The 20,728-nt window shown below is 70.6% G+C and carries 20 protein-coding genes and 3 tRNA genes; 14 read left to right on the forward strand and 9 right to left on the reverse strand.

The window, feature by feature from the left end; translation table 11 throughout:
* Window positions 1-58: 58 nt before the first annotated feature.
* From ABD951_RS19500 to ABD951_RS19515, 4 genes are all read left to right on the forward strand, one after another.
* Complete coding sequence (locus ABD951_RS19500; RefSeq protein WP_345348756.1) at window positions 59-1,090, forward strand: FAD-dependent monooxygenase; 1,032 nt, start codon at window positions 59-61, stop codon at window positions 1,088-1,090.
* Window positions 1,091-1,773: 683 nt separating this feature from the next.
* Entirely contained in the window at window positions 1,774-2,463 is a 690-nt protein-coding gene (locus ABD951_RS19505) for a TNT domain-containing protein (RefSeq protein ID WP_345348759.1), read from the forward strand.
* A 31-nt stretch (window positions 2,464-2,494) separates the two neighbouring features.
* Window positions 2,495-2,941: an Imm63 family immunity protein gene (locus tag ABD951_RS19510; RefSeq protein WP_345348762.1), complete on the forward strand. Its 447-nt coding sequence runs from the start codon at window positions 2,495-2,497 to the stop codon at window positions 2,939-2,941.
* Between the two features lie 628 nt (window positions 2,942-3,569).
* Window positions 3,570-4,094 (forward strand): SRPBCC family protein, encoded by a 525-nt coding sequence (locus ABD951_RS19515; RefSeq protein WP_345348764.1) that lies wholly within the window; start codon window positions 3,570-3,572, stop codon window positions 4,092-4,094.
* Window positions 4,095-4,273: 179 nt separating this feature from the next.
* Here the strand turns inward: ABD951_RS19515 and ABD951_RS19520 are convergent.
* A tRNA-Leu gene (locus ABD951_RS19520) sits at window positions 4,274-4,359 on the reverse strand.
* A 159-nt stretch (window positions 4,360-4,518) separates the two neighbouring features.
* Between ABD951_RS19520 and ABD951_RS19525 the strand changes: the two genes are divergently transcribed.
* The 7 genes from ABD951_RS19525 to pknB all read left to right on the forward strand — a co-directional run bounded on the left by ABD951_RS19525 (window position 4,519) and on the right by pknB (window position 14,160).
* A complete protein-coding gene (locus ABD951_RS19525; RefSeq protein WP_345348766.1) occupies window positions 4,519-5,847 on the forward strand; it encodes an FHA domain-containing protein in 1,329 nt (442 codons plus the stop codon).
* Window positions 5,848-5,996: 149 nt separating this feature from the next.
* Window positions 5,997-6,461, forward strand: a complete 465-nt coding sequence (locus ABD951_RS19530; protein WP_345348768.1) for an FHA domain-containing protein FhaB/FipA — start codon at window positions 5,997-5,999, stop codon at window positions 6,459-6,461.
* Window positions 6,458-7,936: a PP2C family protein-serine/threonine phosphatase gene (locus ABD951_RS19535; protein ID WP_345348771.1), complete on the forward strand. Its 1,479-nt coding sequence runs from the start codon at window positions 6,458-6,460 to the stop codon at window positions 7,934-7,936. Before ABD951_RS19530 ends, ABD951_RS19535 begins: the two co-directional genes overlap by 4 nt.
* Window positions 7,936-9,390 (forward strand): FtsW/RodA/SpoVE family cell cycle protein, encoded by a 1,455-nt coding sequence (locus ABD951_RS19540; protein WP_345348774.1) that lies wholly within the window; start codon window positions 7,936-7,938, stop codon window positions 9,388-9,390. The genes ABD951_RS19535 and ABD951_RS19540 overlap by 1 nt, the downstream gene beginning before the upstream one ends.
* Complete coding sequence (locus tag ABD951_RS19545) at window positions 9,387-10,883, forward strand: peptidoglycan D,D-transpeptidase FtsI family protein (RefSeq protein WP_345348777.1); 1,497 nt, start codon at window positions 9,387-9,389, stop codon at window positions 10,881-10,883. Before ABD951_RS19540 ends, ABD951_RS19545 begins: the two co-directional genes overlap by 4 nt.
* Window positions 10,880-12,235, forward strand: coding sequence for a serine/threonine-protein kinase (locus ABD951_RS19550; protein ID WP_345348780.1), 1,356 nt, complete (start codon window positions 10,880-10,882; stop codon window positions 12,233-12,235). The genes ABD951_RS19545 and ABD951_RS19550 overlap by 4 nt, the downstream gene beginning before the upstream one ends.
* Entirely contained in the window at window positions 12,232-14,160 is a 1,929-nt protein-coding gene (pknB, locus tag ABD951_RS19555; RefSeq protein WP_345348783.1) for a Stk1 family PASTA domain-containing Ser/Thr kinase, read from the forward strand. The genes ABD951_RS19550 and pknB overlap by 4 nt, the downstream gene beginning before the upstream one ends.
* Before the next feature lie 101 nt (window positions 14,161-14,261).
* Here the strand turns inward: pknB and ABD951_RS19560 are convergent, their stop codons facing one another.
* Entirely contained in the window at window positions 14,262-14,921 is a 660-nt protein-coding gene (locus ABD951_RS19560; protein WP_345348786.1) for an aminodeoxychorismate/anthranilate synthase component II, read from the reverse strand.
* A 24-nt stretch (window positions 14,922-14,945) separates the two neighbouring features.
* A complete protein-coding gene (locus ABD951_RS19565) occupies window positions 14,946-15,680 on the reverse strand; it encodes a DUF881 domain-containing protein (RefSeq protein WP_345348789.1) in 735 nt (244 codons plus the stop codon).
* A gap of 183 nt (window positions 15,681-15,863) precedes the next feature.
* On the opposite strand from ABD951_RS19565, the gene crgA reads away from it, so the two are divergent.
* On the forward strand, window positions 15,864-16,127 hold the full coding sequence (gene crgA, locus ABD951_RS19570; RefSeq protein ID WP_345348792.1) for a cell division protein CrgA: 264 nt from the start codon (window positions 15,864-15,866) through the stop codon (window positions 16,125-16,127).
* A gap of 92 nt (window positions 16,128-16,219) precedes the next feature.
* Complete coding sequence (locus ABD951_RS19575; protein ID WP_345348795.1) at window positions 16,220-16,672, forward strand: PH domain-containing protein; 453 nt, start codon at window positions 16,220-16,222, stop codon at window positions 16,670-16,672.
* A gap of 30 nt (window positions 16,673-16,702) precedes the next feature.
* On the opposite strand, the gene ABD951_RS19580 is transcribed toward ABD951_RS19575, so the two are convergent.
* Both ABD951_RS19580 and ABD951_RS19585 read right to left on the reverse strand, forming a co-directional pair.
* Window positions 16,703-17,659, reverse strand: a complete 957-nt coding sequence (locus ABD951_RS19580; RefSeq protein ID WP_345348798.1) for a rhomboid family intramembrane serine protease — start codon at window positions 17,657-17,659, stop codon at window positions 16,703-16,705.
* A gap of 12 nt (window positions 17,660-17,671) precedes the next feature.
* Window positions 17,672-18,208 (reverse strand): peptidylprolyl isomerase, encoded by a 537-nt coding sequence (locus tag ABD951_RS19585; RefSeq protein WP_345348801.1) that lies wholly within the window; start codon window positions 18,206-18,208, stop codon window positions 17,672-17,674.
* Between the two features lie 63 nt (window positions 18,209-18,271).
* Here ABD951_RS19585 and ABD951_RS19590 point away from each other — a divergent pair, with 63 nt between their 5' ends.
* Window positions 18,272-18,721 carry a hypothetical protein gene (locus tag ABD951_RS19590; RefSeq protein WP_345348804.1) on the forward strand — a complete coding sequence of 150 codons (450 nt, stop codon included), beginning with the start codon at window positions 18,272-18,274 and terminating at the stop codon, window positions 18,719-18,721.
* 67 nt (window positions 18,722-18,788) lie between these two features.
* On the opposite strand, the gene ABD951_RS19595 is transcribed toward ABD951_RS19590, so the two are convergent.
* The 4 genes from ABD951_RS19595 to ABD951_RS19610 all read right to left on the reverse strand — a co-directional run bounded on the left by ABD951_RS19595 (window position 18,789) and on the right by ABD951_RS19610 (window position 20,688).
* A complete protein-coding gene (locus tag ABD951_RS19595) occupies window positions 18,789-20,051 on the reverse strand; it encodes a lipase family protein (protein ID WP_425569896.1) in 1,263 nt (420 codons plus the stop codon).
* A gap of 345 nt (window positions 20,052-20,396) precedes the next feature.
* Window positions 20,397-20,469, reverse strand: a tRNA-Ala gene (locus ABD951_RS19600).
* A gap of 7 nt (window positions 20,470-20,476) precedes the next feature.
* Window positions 20,477-20,587 carry a DLW-39 family protein gene (locus ABD951_RS19605; protein WP_345348810.1) on the reverse strand — a complete coding sequence of 37 codons (111 nt, stop codon included), beginning with the start codon at window positions 20,585-20,587 and terminating at the stop codon, window positions 20,477-20,479.
* Between the two features lie 27 nt (window positions 20,588-20,614).
* A tRNA-Ile gene (locus ABD951_RS19610) sits at window positions 20,615-20,688 on the reverse strand.
* Between the last annotated feature and the right edge of the window lie 40 nt (window positions 20,689-20,728).

Below are 20,728 nucleotides of genomic sequence, written 5' to 3' on the forward strand. Positions count from 1 at the left end.
GTAGTGATTGCTACTACATCCGTAGTACGTGGCACTACATCGGTAGTACCGTGGGCTCATGCGAGGAACGGCGACCATCGTCGGCGGTGGCATCGGCGGCCTCACCGCCGCACACCACCTGATCCGGGCGGGCTGGCAGGTCCGCGTGCTGGAGCGGTCCGCCGCGCTCCCCGACACCGGCACCGCCCTCGGCATGTGGCCGGCCGCGCAGAGCGCCCTCGACGAGGTCGGGCTCGGTGACCGGATTCGTGCGCTCGGCGTCGCCCAGACGGCAGGCGCGATCCTGCGACCCGACGGGTCCACGATCGCCCGGCTCGCGGTCCCGGGCGGGTCGACGGTGCTGGTGTCGCGGCCGACGCTGCTGCACACGCTGGCGCAACCACTGCCCTCCGGCGTGCTGCGGCTGTCGAGCCGGGTCGACGGGGTCCCCGCCGACACCGACGTGGTGATCGCCGCCGACGGCATCGGCAGCCGGATCCGGGACGCGGTCTTCGGCGATCGGTACCGGGCCAGGCCGATCGGCATGGCCGCCTGGCGCGGCTGGGTGCCCGGCGACGCCACGACCACGTCCGAGACCTGGGGTGCGGGCGCCCTGTTCGGGATCACCCCACGCGACGGCGGGCTGACCAACTTCTTCGCCGCGGTCCGCACCGAACCGGGTCGCGAGGACGATCGAATCCCGTTCCTGCGCACCAGGTTCGGCGACTGGCACCGCGACGTCCGGGACGTGCTCGACCGCCTCGACGAGGACGCACTGCTGCACCACGACCTGTACGAGTCCCCCGCGCTGCCGTCCTACGTGCGCGGCAACGTCGCGCTGATCGGGGACGCGGCGCACGCGATGGCACCGAACCTGGGCCGCGGCGCCTGTGAGGCGATGCTCGACGCGGCCGCGTTGGCGAGGGCGCTGTCCGAGGCGCCGGACGTCCCGACCGGACTGCGCCGCTACGACCGGGCTCGGCGCCTGCGCACCCGCGTGCTGGTGCGGGGATCCGCGGCGATGGCGCGCGTCGCCACCGCGAGCCACTGGCGGCGGGCGCGGGACACGGCCCTCGGAACGGCCACCCGAACGCGGGCGAACAGGCCCTGAAACGACTACTGACCGCAGCGAGTCGAGTCAGCTGCGGTCAGTGCTGTCGGTAACCATAGCGTGACCAGATCGTGACTCCACTGCATTGTGGGGAAGGTCACGAGAGGAGGTCCGGACCGCGGCATCCACGAGCGATCCGGCGGTGGCGCTCGAGCGGCGGCTTCGGCGGACGAGCCCCGCGGAGCGGCGGGGTCCGGCCTCCACGTCCGGCGCTGGTCGAGGCGCTTCGTGTCGTCGCGGACGACCCGACGTCCCGGCCGCGCGCCGCCACGGGAGGCCGCCGGCCTGGCCGGTTCCGGCCGCGCCGGGGACGCGTACGGCGCGCTCATCGCCCCCTGCACACGTGCCGCGCGAGCCGGACCGGTCCGGTCCCGGTAGTGCCCGACCCGGTTCGCCTTCCCCCCGGGGGGCCATCGTGCCGAGCGCTCGGGCCGAAACCGGCGTGTCATTCACAGGAACGACGCGGCGGTGCACCGGGACCGCCTCGGGAGCACGCCCGTCGCCGCCTGACCTCCCGCACCTCTCCCGGCACGCGCCGGCGCCGGGCGAGGGCGGACTCCCGTCGCGCTGCCGACGGCGGAAGGGTCTGTCATCATTCTGCGTGAATCATCTTGGCGGGGACCGGTTTCTGGTCAGGTGTGAGCGCAACGGTCGTCGCCGCTACCGATGGGAAAGGGTTCGGTATGCGTCGTCGCCATCTGTTTCTCGTTCTCGCCTTCGTGGTGTCCGTGGTGTTCGCCGAGGGTGCGGTCGCCCAGGCGGCGCCCGGTTCGTCGGCTGGTTCCAGCGATCTTCTCGGCGGGCACGGGTGCTCGGAGGCGCTCTTCAACGGTGATCGACGGCTCGGGCCGCAGACGCTGTCGGATCAGTTCCCGGTTGCCGATCAGCTGGACGGCTACAAGCGCACCGGCGATCTGTCCCCGGACGAATTTCTCGCCAAGTACTGGGATCCGAATGCGATTCCGGTGGCGTCCTACAGGTACCCGCCCGAGAACGGATACGTCCTCGACGGCAGCGGTAAGCCTCGGCGCACGAAGAGCCAGTTGGATGTCGGCACGCTGATCGACCGGTACGGCAGCGAAGGAGGCAACTTCCTGGCCCCGGCCGGTGCGAGTTACACCTCCCGCGCGCTCCCACCGGTGAACCTGGTCAGTGATCCCGCGGACTACTGCAACTACCACGTCTACGCGGTGGCCAAGCCCCTACCGCTGTATGCCGGTCCGATCACACCGTGGTTCGAACAGCAGGGTTTCGGTACGCAGTTCGAAGTCGTGGCCGACCTGCTGCCCAAGGTCGGCACATGCGGGACGAAGGTCGATGTCCTCTGGTTGCGCTGCGCCGGCTACGTGCGCGCCGTGTATCCGCCGCAGTGACGCCGCGTCGCCGAAGCAGGGGTGGGTGTCGGTGGTCGAACCGTTGAACGACGATCTGCTCGATCACGAGATGCGCCTGCGGATCCTGGACGTGACGCAGCGGCTGGGTGCGCTACCCGAAGACCTGCCCGCGCTCGGGCAGGCACACGAGGACGCGCGTCCGTTCTGCTGGGGTACCCCCGAGGGTGGTTGGCATCTGACCGTCCGGGAACGCGACCGCGTCCTGTCGGACCGGCACACCGCCGAGTCGGACGAGTTCGTGTTCTGGGTCGCGGAGTCGGTGTCCGAGCGGATCTCCTGGCGCCTGCATCCACCGGAGCTGCCCGGTTTCCGGGCCGCGTCCTGGCGCACCCAGTACCAGCTGCTGCGCGGCATCGACCCGACCTGGGCTGACGTGTGGCTCGACACGACCCGGTCGGCGTTGATCGCCGCCGGCGCGGACCCGGACGTCCTCGGCATGCTGCCGACGCCGCCGTGACCGTCACGAAGCCCGAGGCGCCGAGGTGGGAATGCTCGTCGACCACAACGTGTTCTGCGTGATCGCCTTCCTCGGCGGGAGTGCGCTGCTCGTCGAGGAATTCAGCGACACCAGCACCCAGCCCGGAGGCCGAGAACTCCCGACGGGCTCGGACGGTCCGTACCGTCCCGGCCGGCGCTGCCGGCCCGGAACCGAGTGGCCCAGTCGTGGCCGCCCCTCCAGGAACCGGTCCGGGAGGGTCACGAACCAGGGGTCGACATCTTCCTGCCCTGTTGTGCACCAACCCACTTCGAGACCACGGGACATCCCGAATCGGCCGGATGCGAGACCGCTGACACCGCCGCAGCCCCGCGGCGGTGGGGCACTCGAAATGCGTTCGGCCGGGACTGATCCCATACGAGGTCGATAGAGGGCCCGGGCGGCGTATTATCCGCCCGGTCGCCGAGTGGCGGCAACGGTCTCGACGGGGTGAGGAAAACGAATGGTCGAACGTCCTGAGCAGCTCGGTGGCCGGTGGGCCCGAGGCTCGAAATCCACGCTTCTCGCAGCCTGCGTGCTTGCTACCGGGATCGTCTTGGGGAGCACGGAAATTGCCGGGGCCGAATCTGTTTCGGGTTCCTCCTCCGCAGTGGGCGTCGAGTGGAACGCCTCGTGGGCGGCCTACCAGATCGAGGCCAGCCATGCCGCCGCGGCACTGACGACCGTGGACGTCACCCTGCCGGTCACCATCGACGCGCCGATCGACCGGGTGTTCCCCGCGTATTCGAACCTCGAGAACAGCCTCGGGCGGCACCCGTTCCTTCGCGACGTGCTCTCCCACCGCAGGTACACCGAGGGTGGTGCCGACGTCTGGGAGTTCATCGCCCTCGAGGACATCCCGGCCGGCTCGGTGTCGATCCCGGGACGCACCGTCGGGCAGCAGCGGACGTACGCGGCCGAGCACTGGTACAGCACCGACACCTGGGACATGCCCGGCGTGATCACCCACCAGAAGGTCACCTTCGCCCAGGACGGCGACGCGACCACGGTCACCGAGCACCTGACGTTCTCGGCGCCGGCCATCCTGATCGACTACACCGTGAAGAACGGCGTGTCGTCGCACATCGAGAACCAGCAGGCCATGAAGCGCGACATCGAGAACGGCACGCTCTAGACACCGGTCGTGTGGGGCGGAACCCGATCCGGGTTCCACCCCACACTCGCGTCCGAATCGAGCGCTCGGCACCGTCGCCGGATTCACGGGAGAATTTCGTTCGCTCAGATCGACGAAAACGAGGCCACGACCTCTTGCGAGTTCGTGACCTCGTTGCGTGCAGTTCGTGGAACTGCTCCTGGTGGGCGAAGGGGGACTTGAACCCCCACGTCCCGAAGGACACTGGCACCTGAAGCCAGCGCGTCTGCCATTCCGCCACTCGCCCGAGCGACGTTGGAAACACTAGCACGACTCACCACGAAAACACGATTCGCCCCCTGACCTGCGACGATGCGCCACCTCAGCACCCCGCTCCCGGGCGCGGATATCATGCAGGGGCGGTCGAGGCAGACCGCGACACGCGGAGAAGTCGAGAGGAGGCGGCATGGGCATCGTCCAACGGTTCGAACGCAAGCTTCAGGGCGCCGTCGGCGACGGACTCGCCCGGGTCTTCGGCGGCGGAGTCGTCCCGCAGGAGGTCGAGTCCGCGCTGCAGCGCGAGGCGACCGACGGGTTGCAGCGACTCGACGGCGGCCATCTGCTGGCACCGAACTCCTACGTGATCACAGTCAACGAGTCCGACCACGAGCATCTGTCCTCGGACCGGGACTTGACAGTCAAGGCGTTCTCCCGACACCTTGAGGACTTCATCCGCGACCAGGGGTGGCAGACCTACGGCCCGATCACCGTTCGGTTCGAGGCGTCCCCCACGCTGCACACCGGCCAGTTCCGGACCAGCGGAGCGGTTGATCCCGATGCGGGCACAACACTGCACCCGCGACCGGATCAGGAAGTAGCCTTACCGCCCGCGACCGCACGACCCTCCGCACCCATGAACTCAGGAGCTGGCCACATGACCCAGAACTCAGGCTTCGACCCCTCACGTGAGCCCGCCGACGAGGGTCGCTACCAGCAGGAACAACCGGTTGCCGCGGGTCGGAACGGCAGCGCCTACCCGAGCTACTCGGCGGCCGGCGGCTACGACCAGCCCCGCAACGGCTACGCGCAGGGCGGCGGCCGGCAGAACGGCGCGGACTACCCGGCGAACCCGTACCCGCCGGCCGGCGACTACCCGCCCGCCGACTACGCGAACCCGTACCCGCCGAACCCCGACTACCCGGCGAACCCCTATCCGCCGGCCGGCGACCACCCGCCCGCCGACTACGCGAACCCGTACCCGCCGAACCCCGACTACCCGGCGAACCCGTACCCGCCGAACCCCGACTACCCGGCGAACCAGTACCCCCCGGCCGGCGACTACCCGCCCGCCGACTACCCGCCCGCCGACTACCCGCCCGCCGACTACGGGAACCAGTACCCGCCCGCCGGCGACTACGCCGGGTACGGCCAGCAGCAGGGCTACGGCCAGCAGCAGCCGTACGGTCAGCCCTACGGGGCCGAGTACTCCGGGTTCGACCCGAACCGCACCTTCACCGCCACCCTGCAGCTCGAGGACGGCAGCGGCCGCAACTTCCAGCTCCGCGAGGGCCGGAACGTGATCGGCCGCGGCCAGGAGGCCCAGTTCCGGCTGCCCGACACCGGCGTCTCCCGCCGGCACATCGAGATCCGCTGGGACGGCCAGGTCGCCATGCTCTCGGACCTCGGCTCCACGAACGGCACCACCGTCAACGGTGCGCCGGTGCAGGACTGGCAGCTGGCCGACGGCGACGTCATCCGGGCCGGTCACTCGGAGATCCTGGTCCGCATCGTCTGACCCGAACCGACAGGCCCACCCGGGCGGCGACGGAATTCCGCCGCGGTTCCGTATTGTGGTTGGGCGTCCCCAGTGCGATCGACGTGAGCCGGATCGCCGTATGACGCTGTCGGCACAACGCCGCTCGCACGAGGAGGAGGTGGACCGCGGTGCAGGGACTGATCCTGCAGTTGACCAGGGCGGGATTCCTGCTGCTCCTGTGGCTGTTCGTGTGGGCGGTGCTCCGCACGCTCCGCAGTGACGTGTACGCCGCGTCCGGGGTCCGCGTCCCGCCCCGCTACTCCCGCAGCTCGTCGGTCCTGCCGTCGTTCGGGAAACCGAAGATCGCCAAGCACCTGATCGTGACCCAGGGGGCGCTCGCCGGCACCCGGATCACCCTGAGCACCCAGCCGGTGCTGATCGGGCGGGCCGACGACTCGACCCTCGTCCTCACCGACGACTACGCCTCGACCAGGCACGCCCGCCTGTCCCCCCGCGGAACCGACTGGTACGTCGAGGATCTCGGCTCCACCAACGGCACCTACCTGGACCGGGCGCGGGTCACCACCGCGGTCCGGGTTCCTCTGGGCACCCCCGTCCGGGTGGGCAAGACCGTGATCGAGCTCCGCCCGTGACCCTCGTCCTGCGCTACGCGGCGCGCAGCGACCGCGGCCTCGTCCGGTCCAACAACGAGGATTCGGTCTACGCCGGCGCCCGGCTGCTCGCGCTCGCCGACGGCATGGGCGGCCACGCCGCCGGTGAAGTGGCCTCGCAGCTGATGATCGCCGCGCTGGCCCACCTCGACGACGACGAGCCCGGCGACGACCTGCTCGGCAAGCTCGAGGCCGCCACCCGGCACGGCAACGCCGCGATCGCCGAACAGGTCGAGGAGGAGCCGGAGCTCGACGGCATGGGCACCACCCTGACCGCGATCCTGTTCGCGGGCAGCAAGCTCGGCCTGGTGCACATCGGCGACTCCCGCGCGTACCTGCTGCGTGACGACGTGCTCACCCAGATCACCCGGGACGACACGTTCGTGCAGTCCCTCGTCGACGAGGGGCGGATCACCGCCGAGCAGGCCCACACCCATCCGCAGCGGTCGTTGATCATGCGGGCGTTGACCGGCAACGAGATCGAACCCACGCTGACCGTGCGCGAAGCCCGCGCCGGGGACCGCTACCTGCTGTGCTCCGACGGGCTGTCCGACGTCGTCAGCGACGAGACCATCGCCGAGGTGCTGCGCACCGGCACCCCCGGCGAGTCCGCGGACCGGCTGATCGAGCTGGCGCTGCGCAGCGGCGGACCCGACAACGTGACCGTCGTCGTCGCCGACGTCATCGACCTCGACTACGGGCAGAGCCGCCCGATCGTCGGGGGCGCCGCCTCCGACGAGGAGGAGGACAGCCCGCCGCCGGACACCGCCGCCGGCCGGGCCGCCGCGATGCGGCCGCCGCGTGCGACGCCCCGTCGGGTCCCCCTCGCGACCGAACCCGAGCCGAAGAAGGGCCACCGGTTGCGGTGGATCCTGTTGGCGATGGGCCTGATCGCCGTCGTCGTCGCCGGCCTGGTGGCCGGACGCATGGCGCTCCGACAGAACTACTACGTCGGAGCGGACGCCGGCCGCGTCGTGGTCCTGCGCGGCGTCCCCGGCTCCGTCCTCGGGATCTCCCTGCAGGAGGTCAACCTCCTCGGCTGCGTCGACGACAACGGTCAACTCACCCTGGTCGAGCCGGACGCCGTGACCCCGTCGTGCACCGTGCTGACGGTCGACGACCTGCAGCCGTCCGCGCGGGCGCAGGTCCGGGCCGGGCTGCCGTCCGGGTCGCTGGAGGACGCCCGCAGCCAGATGCACCGGATCACCGACGGCGACCTGCTGCCGGTGTGCGAGACGGCAACCACCAGCACCCCCACGCCGACACCGGCGCCCGCCCCGGCCCCCGTCCCCGCCCCGGCCCCCGTCCCCGCCCCGGTCCCCGCTCCGGCCCCGGTGGCGACCACCGGCCCGGCCCCGGCCCCCCCACCCGCCCCGCCGACCACGACCGAACCCGCCGCGCCGGCCGTGACGACGTCGACCCAGATCCCGGGACAGAACTGCAGGACCGGTAGCTGATGTCCGTGTCCGCTGCACCGTCGGGCGCCCCGTTCCCGAGCCCGCCCGGAGGTTTCGCTCCCGCGCCCCCGCAGTCGAACCGCCGCGGCGCGGAACTGATGCTGATCTTCGCCGCGATCGGCATCACCACGCTGTCGCTGGTGCTGGTGGAGGCCAGCCAGGAGCAGACCATCACCTGGGACCTGGCCAAGTACGCGTTCGCGTACGCGGCGCTGTTCCTGATCGCACACGTCGCGGTCCGCCGCTATGCGCCGCACGCCGACCCGCTGCTGCTGCCGATCGTGGCGCTGCTCAACGGCCTCGGCCTCGTGCTGATCCACCGGCTCGACCTCGCGGAGGCGTCGGCCGCCGCGTACTTCGGCCGGGCGGCCCCCTCCCCCGACGCCACCCAGCAGGTGCTCTGGACGGCCCTCGCGATCGCCGGTTTCATCGCGGTCCTCGTGCTGCTGCGCGACTATCGACTGCTCGCGCGGTACAGCTACACCCTCGGCCTGGCCGGACTGGTGCTGCTCGCCATCCCCGCGTTGCTGCCGTCGTCGATGTCGGAGGTCAACGGCGCGAAGATCTGGATCAAGCTGCCGTTCTTCAGCATTCAGCCCGGTGAGTTCGCGAAGATCCTGCTGATCATCTTCTTCGCGTCGGTCCTGGTGTCCAAGCGGGAACTGTTCACCACCGCAGGCAGGCACTTCTTCGGGCTCGACCTGCCCCGCGCCCGCGACCTCGGTCCGATCCTCGTCGCCTGGATCGTCTCGATCGGCGTGCTCGTCCTCGAGAAGGACCTCGGCACGTCGCTGCTGCTGTTCACGACCGTGCTGGTGATGCTCTACATCGCCACCGAGCGGGTCGGCTGGCTGATCATCGGCGGCGCCCTGCTCGCCCTCGGTTTCGTGTTCGCGTACCAGATGTTCGGCCACGTCCGGGTCCGGGTGCAGACCTGGCTCGATCCGCTGGCCGACTACAACGACACCGGCTATCAGATCTCCCAGTCCCTGTTCGGGCTCGCGACCGGCGGACTGGCCGGCACCGGCCTGGGCAGCGGCCGCCCCTCCCAGGTGCCGTTCGCGAAGACCGACTTCATCGTCGCGACCATCGGCGAGGAACTCGGTCTGATCGGCCTGGCCGCCGTGCTGATGCTGTTCCTCATCTTCGTGGTCCGCGGGCTGCGCACCGCGCTCGCGGTCCGTGACAGTTTCGGCAAACTGCTCGCGGCGGGTCTGTCCTTCACGGTCGCGATCCAGGTGTTCGTCGTCGTCGGCGGCGTCACCAAACTGATCCCGCTGACCGGCCTGACCACCCCGTTCATGTCGTACGGCGGCTCGTCGCTGCTGGCGAACTACCTGCTGCTGGCGTTGCTGATGAAGATCTCCGACGCCGCCCGCACCCCACCGGAACCGAAGAAGAAGGGACCCGCACCGATCGCGGACGCACCGACGGAAATGTTGAGGCGCACATGAACACCCCGCTGCGCCGTGTCGCGATGGCAGTGATGGTGATGGTCGTCGCGCTGCTCGCCAACGCCACCTACGTCCAGGTCATCAAGGCCGACGACCTGCGCACCGATCCGCGGAACTCGCGGGTGCTGCTCGACGAGTACTCCCGTCAGCGGGGCCAGATCTCGGCCGGGGGTCAGGTGCTGGCCGCGTCGGTGGCCACCGACGACCGGTACAAGTACCTGCGCACCTATCCGCCGAACCCGTCGGCCCCGTCGAGCCCGTTCGCGAACGCACCGGTCACCGGGTTCTACTCGATGCTGTACGGCAACACCGGCCTCGAACGCAGCGAGGACGCGGTGCTCAACGGCTCCGACAACCGGCTGTTCAGCCGGCGCTTCTTCGACCTGGTGTCCGGCCGCGACCCGCGGGGCGGCAACGTCGTCAGCACGATCGACCCCGTCGTCCAGCAGGTCGCGTACGACCAGTTGACGGCGAAGGGCTACACCGGCTCGGTCGTCGCGATCAAACCCAGCACCGGTGACATCCTCGCGATGGTCAGCACCCCCAGCTACGACCCGAACCTGCTCGCCAGCCACGACGGCAAGGTCAGCACCCAGGCGTGGGAGGACCTCAACGCCGACCCGGACAAGCCGCTGCTCAACCGGGCCGTCTCGCAGACCTATCCGCCCGGCTCCACGTTCAAGGTCGTGGTCACCGCGGCCGCACTGACCAAGGGCGCGAACCCGGACGAGCAGCTCACCGCGGCGCCGAACATCACGCTGCCGGGGACGACCACCACCCTGGAGAACTACAACGGGACCACCTGCGGCAGCGGCCCGACCGCGTCGCTGCGCGAGGCGTTCGCCCGGTCCTGCAACACCGCGTTCGTCGAGCTCGGCATCAAGACCGGCGCCGACGCACTCAAGGAGCGGGCGACCGCGTTCGGGATCTCCCCGGACGCGCCCGGCATCCCGATTCCCGTCGCCGACGGGACCGTCGGCTCGATCCCGGACGACGCCGCGCTCGGCCAGACCAGCATCGGTCAGCGGGACGTCGCGCTGACCCCGCTGGAGAACGCCGTCATCGCCGCGACCGTCGCGAACGGCGGGGTCCGGATGCAGCCGCACCTGGTCGCGCAGCTGCAGAGCCCGGACCTGTCGGACCTGGCCAACACCGTGCCCGAGTCCAAGGGGCAGGCGGTGTCCCCGCAGGTCGCGGCGACCCTGACCGACCTGATGATCGGGTCGGAGAACAACACCGGCGGCGGGAACAAGATCCCCGGTGTGCAGATCGCGTCGAAGACCGGTACCGCCGAACACGGCACCGATCCGAGGAACACGCCGCCGCACGCCTGGTACATCGCGTTCGCGCCGGCCCAGAACCCGCAGGTCGCGATCGCGGTGATGGTCGAGAACGGTGGCGACCGCGCCCTCGCCGCGACCGGTGGGTCGGTGGCCGCACCGGTCGGGCGGGCCGTGATCAACGCCGCGCTCGAGCGGGAGGCGCAGCGGTGACCTTGTACAACGGCGCGGTCATCGCGAACCGCTATCGGCTGCTGCGCCTGATCGCGACCGGCGGCATGGGCCAGGTGTGGGAGGCCACCGACAACCGGCTGCACCGCCGGGTCGCGGTCAAGGTGCTCAAGTCCGAGTTCTCCAACGACCCGGAGTTCCTGGAACGGTTCCGCACCGAGGCGCGGACGACGGCGCAGCTGAACCATCCGGGCATCGCCGGGATCTACGACTACGGCGAGACCCGGGACACCGCAGGCGCGGCGACCGCCTACCTGGTGATGGAGCTGGTCAACGGCGAACCGCTGAGCTCGGTGCTGGCCCGGGTCGGGCGGCTGTCGCTGCCGCACGCGCTCGACATGCTCGAGCAGACCGGCCGCGCGCTGCAGACCGCGCACGACGCCGGTGTCGTGCACCGCGACGTCAAACCCGGCAACATCCTGATCACCCCGACCGGGCAGGTGAAGATCACCGACTTCGGCATCGCCAAGGCGGTCGAGGCGTCCCCGGTCACCCGGACCGGGATGGTGATGGGCACCGCCCAGTACATCGCGCCGGAGCAGGCCCTCGGTCAGGATGCGTCGCCCGCCAGCGACGTGTACTCGCTCGGCGTCGTCGGGTACGAGGTCCTGTCCGGGCACCGCCCGTTCACCGGCGACGGCGCCCTGACGGTCGCGATGAAACACGTCCAGGAGATCCCGGCACCGCTGCCGACGGACCTGCCGCCGAACGTGCGCGAGCTGATCGAGATCACGATGGCGAAGGACCCGGCCGCCCGGTACGGCGGCGGCGGCGAGTTCGCCGACGCGGTCGCGGTGGTCCGCGCCGGCGGCCGGCCGCCGTTGCCGGGTGCGACGGCACCCACCGTCGCGGTGACGTCGCCGACCGCGGCCACCCAGGTGCTGGCACCGTCGACGGGTGCCTATGCTGGGCCCGGTCCCGCCGCCGAGACACCGCCGTCCGGCCTGACCAGCGGCCAGAAGGCGGTCGCATGGACCGCGGGCGGCCTGCTGCTCCTGGCGCTGCTGACCGGAGGTTGGATGCTGCTGACCGGGGGCGGTGACGAGCCGTCCGCGCCGGCCACGACGACCACCACCCGCGCACCGGTCACGACCACGCACGTTCCCACGACGACGCGGCCACCCACGACCACCGAGGCGCCGATCACCACGGAGCGAACAACGGAACCGACGACCACCGAGCCGCCGATCACCACGACGACGACCGAGCCGCCGACCACCACGACCGTGCGGGCCACGACGACCACCGAGCCGCCGACCACCACGACCACGACCACGACCACCACGACGACGCCGGGCAAGACGACGACCTCGGCCCCCCAAGGACAGCCATGACCACACCCCGCAAACTCTCCTCCCGCTACGAGCTGGGTGAGATTCTCGGCTTCGGTGGCATGTCCGAGGTGCACCTGGCCCGCGACCTGCGGCTGAGCCGGGACGTCGCGATCAAGGTGCTGCGCGCCGACCTGGCCCGCGACCCCACGTTCTACCTGCGCTTCCGTCGCGAGGCGCAGAACGCGGCCGCACTGAACCATCCGGCGATCGTGGCCGTCTACGACACCGGTGAGGCCGAGACCGACGGCGGTCCGCTGCCGTACATCGTGATGGAGTACGTCGACGGGGTGACGCTGCGCGACATCGTCCGCAGCGAGGGCCCGATGGCGCCGCGCCGCGCGATGGAGGTCATCGCCGACGTGTGCGCGGCCCTGGACTTCAGCCACCGCAACGGCATCGTGCACCGCGACATCAAGCCGGCGAACATCATGATCAACCGGGCCGGCGCGGTGAAGGTGATGGACTTCGGCATCGCCCGCGCGATCTCCGACAGTTCCAGCCCGATGACGCAGACCGCCGCCGTCATCGGCACCGCCCAGTACCTGTCGCCGGAGCAGGCCCGCGGCGAACAGGTCGACGCCCGCTCCGACGTGTACTCGCTCGGCTGTGTGCTGTTCGAGATCCTGACCGGAGAACCGCCGTTCAAGGGCGATTCCCCGGTCGCGGTCGCCTACCAGCACGTCCGCGAGGATCCGGCGGTGCCGTCGTCGGTGAACCCCGACATCCCGCGCGAGCTGGACTCGGTGATCCTCAAGGCGATGAGCAAGAACCCGGCGAACCGGTACCAGAGCGCCGCCGAGATGCGCGGCGACCTGGTTCGGGTGCTGGGCGGGCAGCGCCCGGCCGCCCCGATGGTGATGAGCGACGAGGACCGCACCACGATCCTCGGTGCCGTCGACAACTCCGGCTACGCCGCGACCCCGGCCGCGACCCCGACGCCGGCCGCGGCACCCGGGGCCGGGACTCCCGAGCCGAACTCGCGGCGGACGCTGAAGTGGGCGCTGCTCGCCATCGGTGCGCTCGTCGTGATCGGCATCATCGGCGCGTTCCTGTGGTCCCTCGGCCCCGGATCGAAGGCCGCCCAGGTGACGGTCCCCGACGTGACCAACCAGTCGTCGCAGGCCGCCCAGACCACGCTGCAGAACCTCGGATTCCGGGTCCAGACCCAGCCGAAGCCGAGCGACGTGGTCGCGACCGGCAACGTCATCTCCACGATCCCGGTCGCAGGCAGTCGCGCCGACGAGGGCACCACCGTGACCCTCGACATCTCGTCCGGCCCCGAGCAGGTGACGGTGCCGAAGCTGACCGGGATGACGCAGGCGCAGGCCGCGCAGGCCCTCAGCGCGGTCGGCCTGGCGCTCGACCCGACCGTGGACCGGGCCCCGTCCTCACCCGACCAGCTCGACAAGGTGACCGCGCAGGACCCGACCTCGGGCGCGAAGGTCGAGATCAACGGGACCGTGCAGGTCACCCTCGGCAGCGGACCGGAGCAGGTCCGGGTCCCGAACGTCGTCGGCCAGACGCTGGAGGTCGCGCAGCCGAACGTCGAGGGCGCCGGCTTCAAGGTCGAGGTCGAGAACATCGACTCCGGACGGCCGAAGGGCCAGGTCGTGTCCACCGACCCGACCGGCGGCACCACCGCGGCCCGCGGCACCACCGTCAAGCTCAAGGTGTCGAACGGCAACATGATCCAGATGCCGGACCTGAGCGGCCAGACGGTGTCGCAGTCGCTGGACGCGCTGCGGCGCGCCGGGTGGACCGGCTCGTCGAGCCAGCTCGTTCAGCGGCCGGAGCCGACCCTGGAGACCGATCTGGTCGGCAAGGTCGTCTCGCAGACGCAGCCGTCGGGATCCGAGGTGTCGAAGACCGCGACGATCACCGTCGGCATCGGTCAGCTCGGCATCCCGTCCTCCGGCCCTCGCTGACCCGCACCCGCTACTTCCTGGATGGCCCATCCGGTCGGTTGAACCGACCGGATGGGCCATTCAGGATCAGGGACGGGATCGGCCTCCCGCCGATCGCGAGGTCAGGAGTGGCTGAGGGCGTCGCCGAGAGCGCGGGCGACCTCGGCCTCGAGCGACTCGATCAGCCCCTCGGCGGGACGCTTCCCGCACACTTCGAGCCAGTTCGCGAGCATCCGGTGCCCGCCCTGGGTGAGCACCGACTCCGGGTGGAACTGGACCCCGTGGATCGGCAGGTCCCGGTGCCGCAGCGCCATCACGATGCCGGTGTCGGTGTGCGCGGTCGCGATCAGCTCGTCCGGCATGGTCTCCGGCAGCACGGTCAGCGAGTGGTAGCGGGTCGCGGTGAACGGGTTCGGCAGGCCCGCGAGGACCCCGGTCCCGTCGTGGGTGACCAGGCTGGTCTTGCCGTGCAGCAGTTCCGGCGCACGGTCGACGGTGGCACCGAACGCGGCGCCGATGGACTGGTGCCCGAGGCAGACGCCGAGCAGCGGCGTCGCGGCGTCCGCGCAGGCCGTCACCAGGTCCATGCTCGCCCCCGCACGCTGCGGGGTGCCGGGCCCGGGGCTGAGCAGGATCCCGTCGAAGTCCGCCGCGACCGCCGCCCGGTCGTCGAGGCGCGGGTCGTCGTTGCGCCACACCGTCGCCGTGGTGCCCAGCTGGCCCAGGTACTGGACCAGGTTGAAGACGAAGCTGTCGTAGTTGTCGACGACCAGGATGCGCATTGCGCCAGGATATGCGGCCGGGATCTACCGGGCGAACTTGGTTCGCATCTGTCCGTCGTAGGCGGGCACCGTCAGCGACGTCGCGGCACTCTGCTCGTAGCCGAGTCCGTACCGGACGGCGTACTGCTTGAACAACCGCACGCCCGGCTCGGCGTCCAACGCGGCCGTCAGCGGGCCCGGATCCCCGAGCGCGGTCAGCACGTACGGCGGGCTGTACGTGCGACCGTGCAGCAGCAGGGTGTTGCCGATGCAGCGGGGCGCGGTGGTCGCGACGACCCGCTGGTCCTGCATCCCGATCGCGGTCGCGCCGCCGGCCCACAACGCGTTGAGCACCGACTGCACGTCCTGCTGGTGGACGACGAGATCGTCCGGACGGGCGCCGGCCGGATAGTTGCCGTCGGAGTCGCGCGGCGCGTCGGTGAGGGTGACGGTGACGCCGCGGCCGCTGGCAGCCGCCAGCCCCGCCTCGGCTTCCAGCGCGCCCACCCGGTCGAGAACGGATGCGACACCGGTGTCGGAGTGCGCGGCCCGGGCCTGCAGCGCATCCACCTGGGCGGCGAGCCCGTCGCGGTCCGCGGTGACGCGGTCCAGGTCGGACTGGGCGGCCCGCACCAGGTCCGACAACCGGGTGGTGTCTCCGCGGCGCAACTCGTTTCCGGCGGACACCTCGCGGGTGGTGGCGAACAGCAGGCCCGCGACCAGACACACGATCGGCACGCACACGATCCACAGCCGGGACCGGCGGGCGGGTTCGGTCATGCGAGGAACCTCCGGGCCGGGTCGGGTACCTCCGGGTGCGGTCCCCGAGGCGGTTCGGCGCCGAGTCGGCGGGTGTCCGGCTACCGTAGGCTCGAATCTACCTGGTAGGCGTCGGGGACGACGCCGACCGCACACTGTTCATCCACAGGGCCGGCTGCCCTGGCCACACCATCCGAGGACGTCATGCCGAAGTCGAAGGTCCGGAAGAAGACCGACTACACCATCAACCCCGCGAGCCGCACTCCCGTCAAGGTGAAGGCCGGTCCGTCGAGCACGTTGTACGTGTCGGTGATGTTGGGACTGATGCTGGTCGGACTGGCCTGGCTGATCGTGTACTACCTCGCGGCGGACCAGATCTCGTTCATCAACAACCTGGGGGCATACAACTTCCTGATCGGCTTCGGATTCATGGTCGCGGGCCTGATCATGACGATGCGGTGGCGGTGACCTGCGGATTCTCCGCATCAACCGCCGTCAATCACACACATGTCATTCATCCCCACTGTGGATAAACCCTGTGGACAACCTCGGGAGTACCGGTGCACGATCCCCAGTGGTCCACCCCGACCGCGGCGCTGACCGCGACCGGGATCGGCGGGGTGGCGATGGCGCTGGCCGCGGTCGCGCTGCCCGCGGACCCGGCCGGTCGGCTCCTGATCGGCCTCGCCGCCCTGGGTCTGCTGGTCGTGACCGCGCTCGGGGCGCGGCAGCGACCGCGCCTGGCCGTCCTCGACGGCAACCGCGGCATCACGTTCCGGCGACTGCGGGGCCGGCTCGACGTGGACCGCTCCGAGCTGCGTCGCGTCCGCATCGTGCGGTATCCGCGGTTCGGTCGCCGGGTGCCGATGCTCGAGATCGACGTCCGGCCGCCCGGATCCGACGACGACCGGCTGCTCGTGTTCGGGCGCTGGGATCTCGGGGCCGACCCGACCACCGTGTTCGAGGCTCTCAACGCCCGCGGCCTGGTGCCGCCGGAACGCGACCGCACCTGACCCGTCGGGGCGGGGTTCGACGCCGGTCCGCTACAGCCCGTACTCGCTGCGCAGCTGTGCGACCCGCAGGCCGACCACGCCCAGCGTGCCGACCGCGACCACACCGAGCCCGATCCAGCCGATCCGGACGGCCTTGACGCGGTCCTGTCCGGCACCGAACCACTGCGGCGCGTAGAGCAGCGCGGCGGTGGCGGCGGCACCGGCGGCGAGCCCGCCGAAGTGCCCCCAGAACGAGATGCCGGGCAGCGTGAGGCTGATGACCACGTTGATCGCGATCACCGCGACGATCGGCGCCGGGCTGCGGCGCAGTTTGAGCAGGATGACCGCCTGCGCGCCCATGATGCCGAAGATCGCCCCGGAGGCACCGGCGGTGAAGCCGTCCCCGCTCAAGGCCATCACCGCGGCCGATCCGCCGAGCAGCGAGATCAGGTAGACGGCCACGTACCGGGACCGGCCCAGGACCAGCTCGGTGTCCCGGCCGAGGATGTAGAGCGCGAACATGTTGACGGCCAGGTGCAGCAGGCCGAAGTGCAGGAATCCGCTGCCGAGCAGCCGCATCCAGTCGCCGTTGGCGACATCGATCGGGGAGAGCACCCACCGGCCGAACAACTGCGAGTCGAAGACGGCCGCGCCGGTGAACGGGTTGATCAGGCCGCGACCGTTGTCGAGCAGGGACTTCGCCTGCACCGCGGTCACGAGGAAGACCAGCACGTTGATCCCCATCAGGACGTACGTGACGATCGGGGTCGGGAGGCCGGCACGGACCGGAGCACCGGCGACGGTGCGCACGGCCGCGGTGTTGCGGTTGTCAGCGGCGATGCAGTCGACGCAGTGCTGCCCGACCGAGGCGGGTCGCAGGCAGTCGGGGCAGGCGGGACGTCCGCAGCGCGTGCAGGACAGCCCGGTCGGGCGGTCCGGGTGTCGCACGCACCGCGGTTGGAGCGGGGTTCCGTCGCCGGGTCCACCGCCCCAACCGGGGTTCGTCATCTCGTCGACCGATCAGGAGATGGTGATGCTGTTGATCACGACCGGCTCGACCGGGCGGTCGGCGCGATCGGTGGCGGTGGTCGCGATCGCGTCGACGACCTTCCGCGACTCGGGGTCGACGACCTCACCGAAGATCGTGTGGCGCCGGTTCAGGTGCGGGGTCGCGCCGACGGTGATGAAGAACTGGGAGCCGTTGGTGCCCGGACCCGCATTCGCCATCGCCAGCAGGTAGCCGCGGTCGAACTGGAGCTCGGGGTGGAACTCGTCGGCGAACTGGTAGCCCGGGCCGCCGCGGCCGGTGCCGGTCGGGTCGCCGCCCTGGATCATGAAGCCGGAGATGACGCGGTGGAAGACGGCGCCGTCGTAGAACGGTCCGGACGTCTCGCCCTTCGCGTTCTGCGTCTTGTAGCCGCCGGATCCGTCGGCGAGTCCGACGAAGTTGGCGACCGTCTTCGGCGCGTGGTTGCCGAACAGGGCGATCTGGATGTCGCCGCGGTTGGTGTGCAGCGTTGCGGTTGCGGTCTGATTCGGTGTGCTCACGCCCTCCATCGTGCCATTCACACGCCGCTGCGGTGCCATTCACACACTCGGGACATGTGCGACAGTGGACAGATGACGCGCGCGACGAAGCAGACATCCGTCCCGGCACCTGTCGACATCGATGCCGAACACGAGTCCATCACGCTGACGATCCCGAGGTCCGGGCCCGCGCTGCGGCTCGCGAAGGCGACCGCGATCGGTGTCGCGAAGGGCACCGGCAGCCTCGCGAGGGGCGGCGCGGTGGTCGGCGGGTACCTGCTGAGTCAGGGATGTGCGTTGGCGCAGTCGGCGCTGGCCCGGGCCGCGGAGTCCGGTGTCGCGCCGGTTGTCGACGAGGAGACGGTGATCGCGGCCGTCGCCCCGTCGCACCGCGGCCGTCGGGTGCGCAGGTTCGTGGTGTTCGGGGCGCTCGGCGCCGCGGCCGTCGCCGGGGTCGTGGTCTGGCGACGCCGCCACGCCGAGCCGGAACAGGTCGCCGACCAGCCGCCGAGCCTGCGCGACCTCGAAGCAGTCGAATCGTAGGCAATTTGGTTTCACGTGGAACGGGCCCGGCACCGACGTGGTGCCGGGCCCGTGTCGTCGGGCGGGGTCAGCAGTTGCCGCCGGTCGGCACCCCGTTGAACCGGTCCGTCAGGAACTGGGCCGCCTCCGGCAGGCCCAGGAGCAACGGAGCGGCGTGATTGACCGCGAGGCCGGGCCCGAGCTCGGGCAGCGCGTTCTCGGAGAACTGGACGGTGGCACCGCGGCTGCACCAGTCGGCGGCGAGCTGCCGCGCCTGACCGAACGGCACGATGTCGTCGTGGATGCCGGACTGGACCAGGACCGGCGCCGACGGCGTCAGCCGGCCGATCCGCTGCCGGTCGAGGAGATCCTTGGCCAGCGGCAGCCGGTCGAGCACGACGGCCAACGGCTCACCGGTGCGGGTGTGGTCGCTGGTCCTCTGGAATCCGAACGCCGCCGCGGTCTCGGCGACGCACTGCTCGGCGACCCGCGCGAGCATCTCCCGGCCGCGGTCGTTGACCTCGGCGTCGATCGTGGGCCGCAGCTGCGGATACGCCTGCACGAGGCTGTTGATCGCGTAGCCGACCGCGCCGGTGAGCGCCGACCCGTCGATCTCGCGCAGCGTCGCCGTCAGGTCCGCCGGCGGCGCGCCCGCGTAGGTGCCCTTGACGTCGAGTTCCGGTGCGTACGTGGGCGCCAGTTCGGCGGCGGCCGCCGCCGCGCCGCCACCCTGTGAGTAGCCCCAGAACCCGACCGGGCCGTTCCGGGTGATCGCGGTGTCCGGCAGCGACTGCGCGGCCCGGGCGGCGTCGACGACCGCGTGCGCCTCGGACACCCGGTTGACGTACGTGTGGATTCCGGCGGTGCCGAGCCCCTCGTAGTCGGTGACGACGACGGCGATCCCGCGCAGGAGCAGGGTGTTGACGGCGATGGCCTCGTACTCGAGCATCGGCGCGAGGTGCCCGTCGATCGTGACGAGCCGCTCGAACTGCTTCGACGGCGCGCACTGGTCGCCCTGACCGTGGGTGCCCACGGCGAGGCTGACCAGGGGCCGCTCCCCCGCCCCGGTCCACGGCACCTGCGGGTCCAGGTAGGTGCCGGTGACGGCGATCGGCACGTCGTTGGCATCGGCGGTGCGATACATGATCCGGGTCGCGTCGGCCGGGAACCCGCCGGCGGTGCCGGGAACACGCACGGCGAGCGCCGCGGGCTCGGAGCGCACGAGTTCGCCGGGGGCGGACGGCAGCGACTCGGGGGTCGCGTAGAAGTCCGGCGCCGCGCTCGCCTGTGCCGTCGCCGCCGTGGCGATGCCCACCGCCGCGGCGGCGGCGACCGCGACTCGTTTCGCCATCCGGGTCTGTGCCGTCGTCCGCACGTCCGTCTTCACGTTCCACCCCCGAGGAGACCTTTACTGTTACCCCTGGTAACAGACCGAAGGGACGGTAGCACAGCACTGAGCGCCCGGTAAGTGGCCGGATCGTGACCCGTTGGTGTCCCCGGAGTCCTCCACGTGCCCGTTCCGTGACCGCACCGTGAACAGTTGCGAGGCGAAACTGATTGCTACACAGAGTTGTTCACATATCCACAGGGAACGTGCCGCCGAGCCGGGGCGACCTCGGTCACCGATCCGGGCCGGAAACGAGAAAACCCCGCACCGGATGGGTGCGGGGTTTCTCGTGACAATCGAATCGGGTTGTGGAGCCTAGGAGATTCGAACTCCTGACATCTGCCTTGCAAAGGCAGCGCTCTACCAACTGAGCTAAGGCCCCGTCCGCGTCAGCGGCTGGTGACCTCGTGCCAGACGTCCTCACTGCGATGCTGCGATCGCAGCCTGGTGAGTCCGAGGATTACTGCCGCGGCGGTCGCGACGACCAGCAGAATCTTCATGCTCGAACCCTTCGTCGGCACGGGGAGTGGGCCTAGGAGGACTTGAACCTCCGACCTCTTCCTTATCAGGGAAGCGCTCTAACCGCCTGAGCTATAGGCCCGTGTCCGGCCCGGGAGATCGTGTCTCTCGAACCGAGGCAT

This window comes from Rhodococcus olei, assembly GCF_039540555.1.
GTDB classification, from domain to species: Bacteria; Actinomycetota; Actinomycetes; order Mycobacteriales; family Mycobacteriaceae; genus Rhodococcus_G; species Rhodococcus_G olei.

What these genes read in the sequence shown, in the direction of transcription:
- ABD951_RS19580 (WP_345348798.1), bottom strand. Translation starts at nt 17,659, where the DNA reads ATGACGAACCCCGGTTGGGGCGGTGGACCCGGCGACGGAACCCCGCTC.
- ABD951_RS19595 (WP_425569896.1), bottom strand. Translation starts at nt 20,051, where the DNA reads ATGGCGAAACGAGTCGCGGTCGCCGCCGCCGCGGCGGTGGGCATCGCC.
- ABD951_RS19560 (WP_345348786.1), bottom strand. Translation starts at nt 14,921, where the DNA reads ATGCGCATCCTGGTCGTCGACAACTACGACAGCTTCGTCTTCAACCTG.
- ABD951_RS19505 (WP_345348759.1), top strand. Translation starts at nt 1,774, where the DNA reads ATGCGTCGTCGCCATCTGTTTCTCGTTCTCGCCTTCGTGGTGTCCGTG.
- ABD951_RS19545 (WP_345348777.1), top strand. Translation starts at nt 9,387, where the DNA reads ATGAACACCCCGCTGCGCCGTGTCGCGATGGCAGTGATGGTGATGGTC.
- pknB (WP_345348783.1), top strand. Translation starts at nt 12,232, where the DNA reads ATGACCACACCCCGCAAACTCTCCTCCCGCTACGAGCTGGGTGAGATT.
- ABD951_RS19525 (WP_345348766.1), top strand. Translation starts at nt 4,519, where the DNA reads ATGGGCATCGTCCAACGGTTCGAACGCAAGCTTCAGGGCGCCGTCGGC.
- ABD951_RS19590 (WP_345348804.1), top strand. Translation starts at nt 18,272, where the DNA reads ATGACGCGCGCGACGAAGCAGACATCCGTCCCGGCACCTGTCGACATC.
- ABD951_RS19605 (WP_345348810.1), bottom strand. Translation starts at nt 20,587, where the DNA reads ATGAAGATTCTGCTGGTCGTCGCGACCGCCGCGGCAGTAATCCTCGGA.
- ABD951_RS19585 (WP_345348801.1), bottom strand. Translation starts at nt 18,208, where the DNA reads ATGGAGGGCGTGAGCACACCGAATCAGACCGCAACCGCAACGCTGCAC.
- ABD951_RS19565 (WP_345348789.1), bottom strand. Translation starts at nt 15,680, where the DNA reads ATGACCGAACCCGCCCGCCGGTCCCGGCTGTGGATCGTGTGCGTGCCG.
- ABD951_RS19500 (WP_345348756.1), top strand. Translation starts at nt 59, where the DNA reads ATGCGAGGAACGGCGACCATCGTCGGCGGTGGCATCGGCGGCCTCACC.
- crgA (WP_345348792.1), top strand. Translation starts at nt 15,864, where the DNA reads ATGCCGAAGTCGAAGGTCCGGAAGAAGACCGACTACACCATCAACCCC.
- ABD951_RS19540 (WP_345348774.1), top strand. Translation starts at nt 7,936, where the DNA reads ATGTCCGTGTCCGCTGCACCGTCGGGCGCCCCGTTCCCGAGCCCGCCC.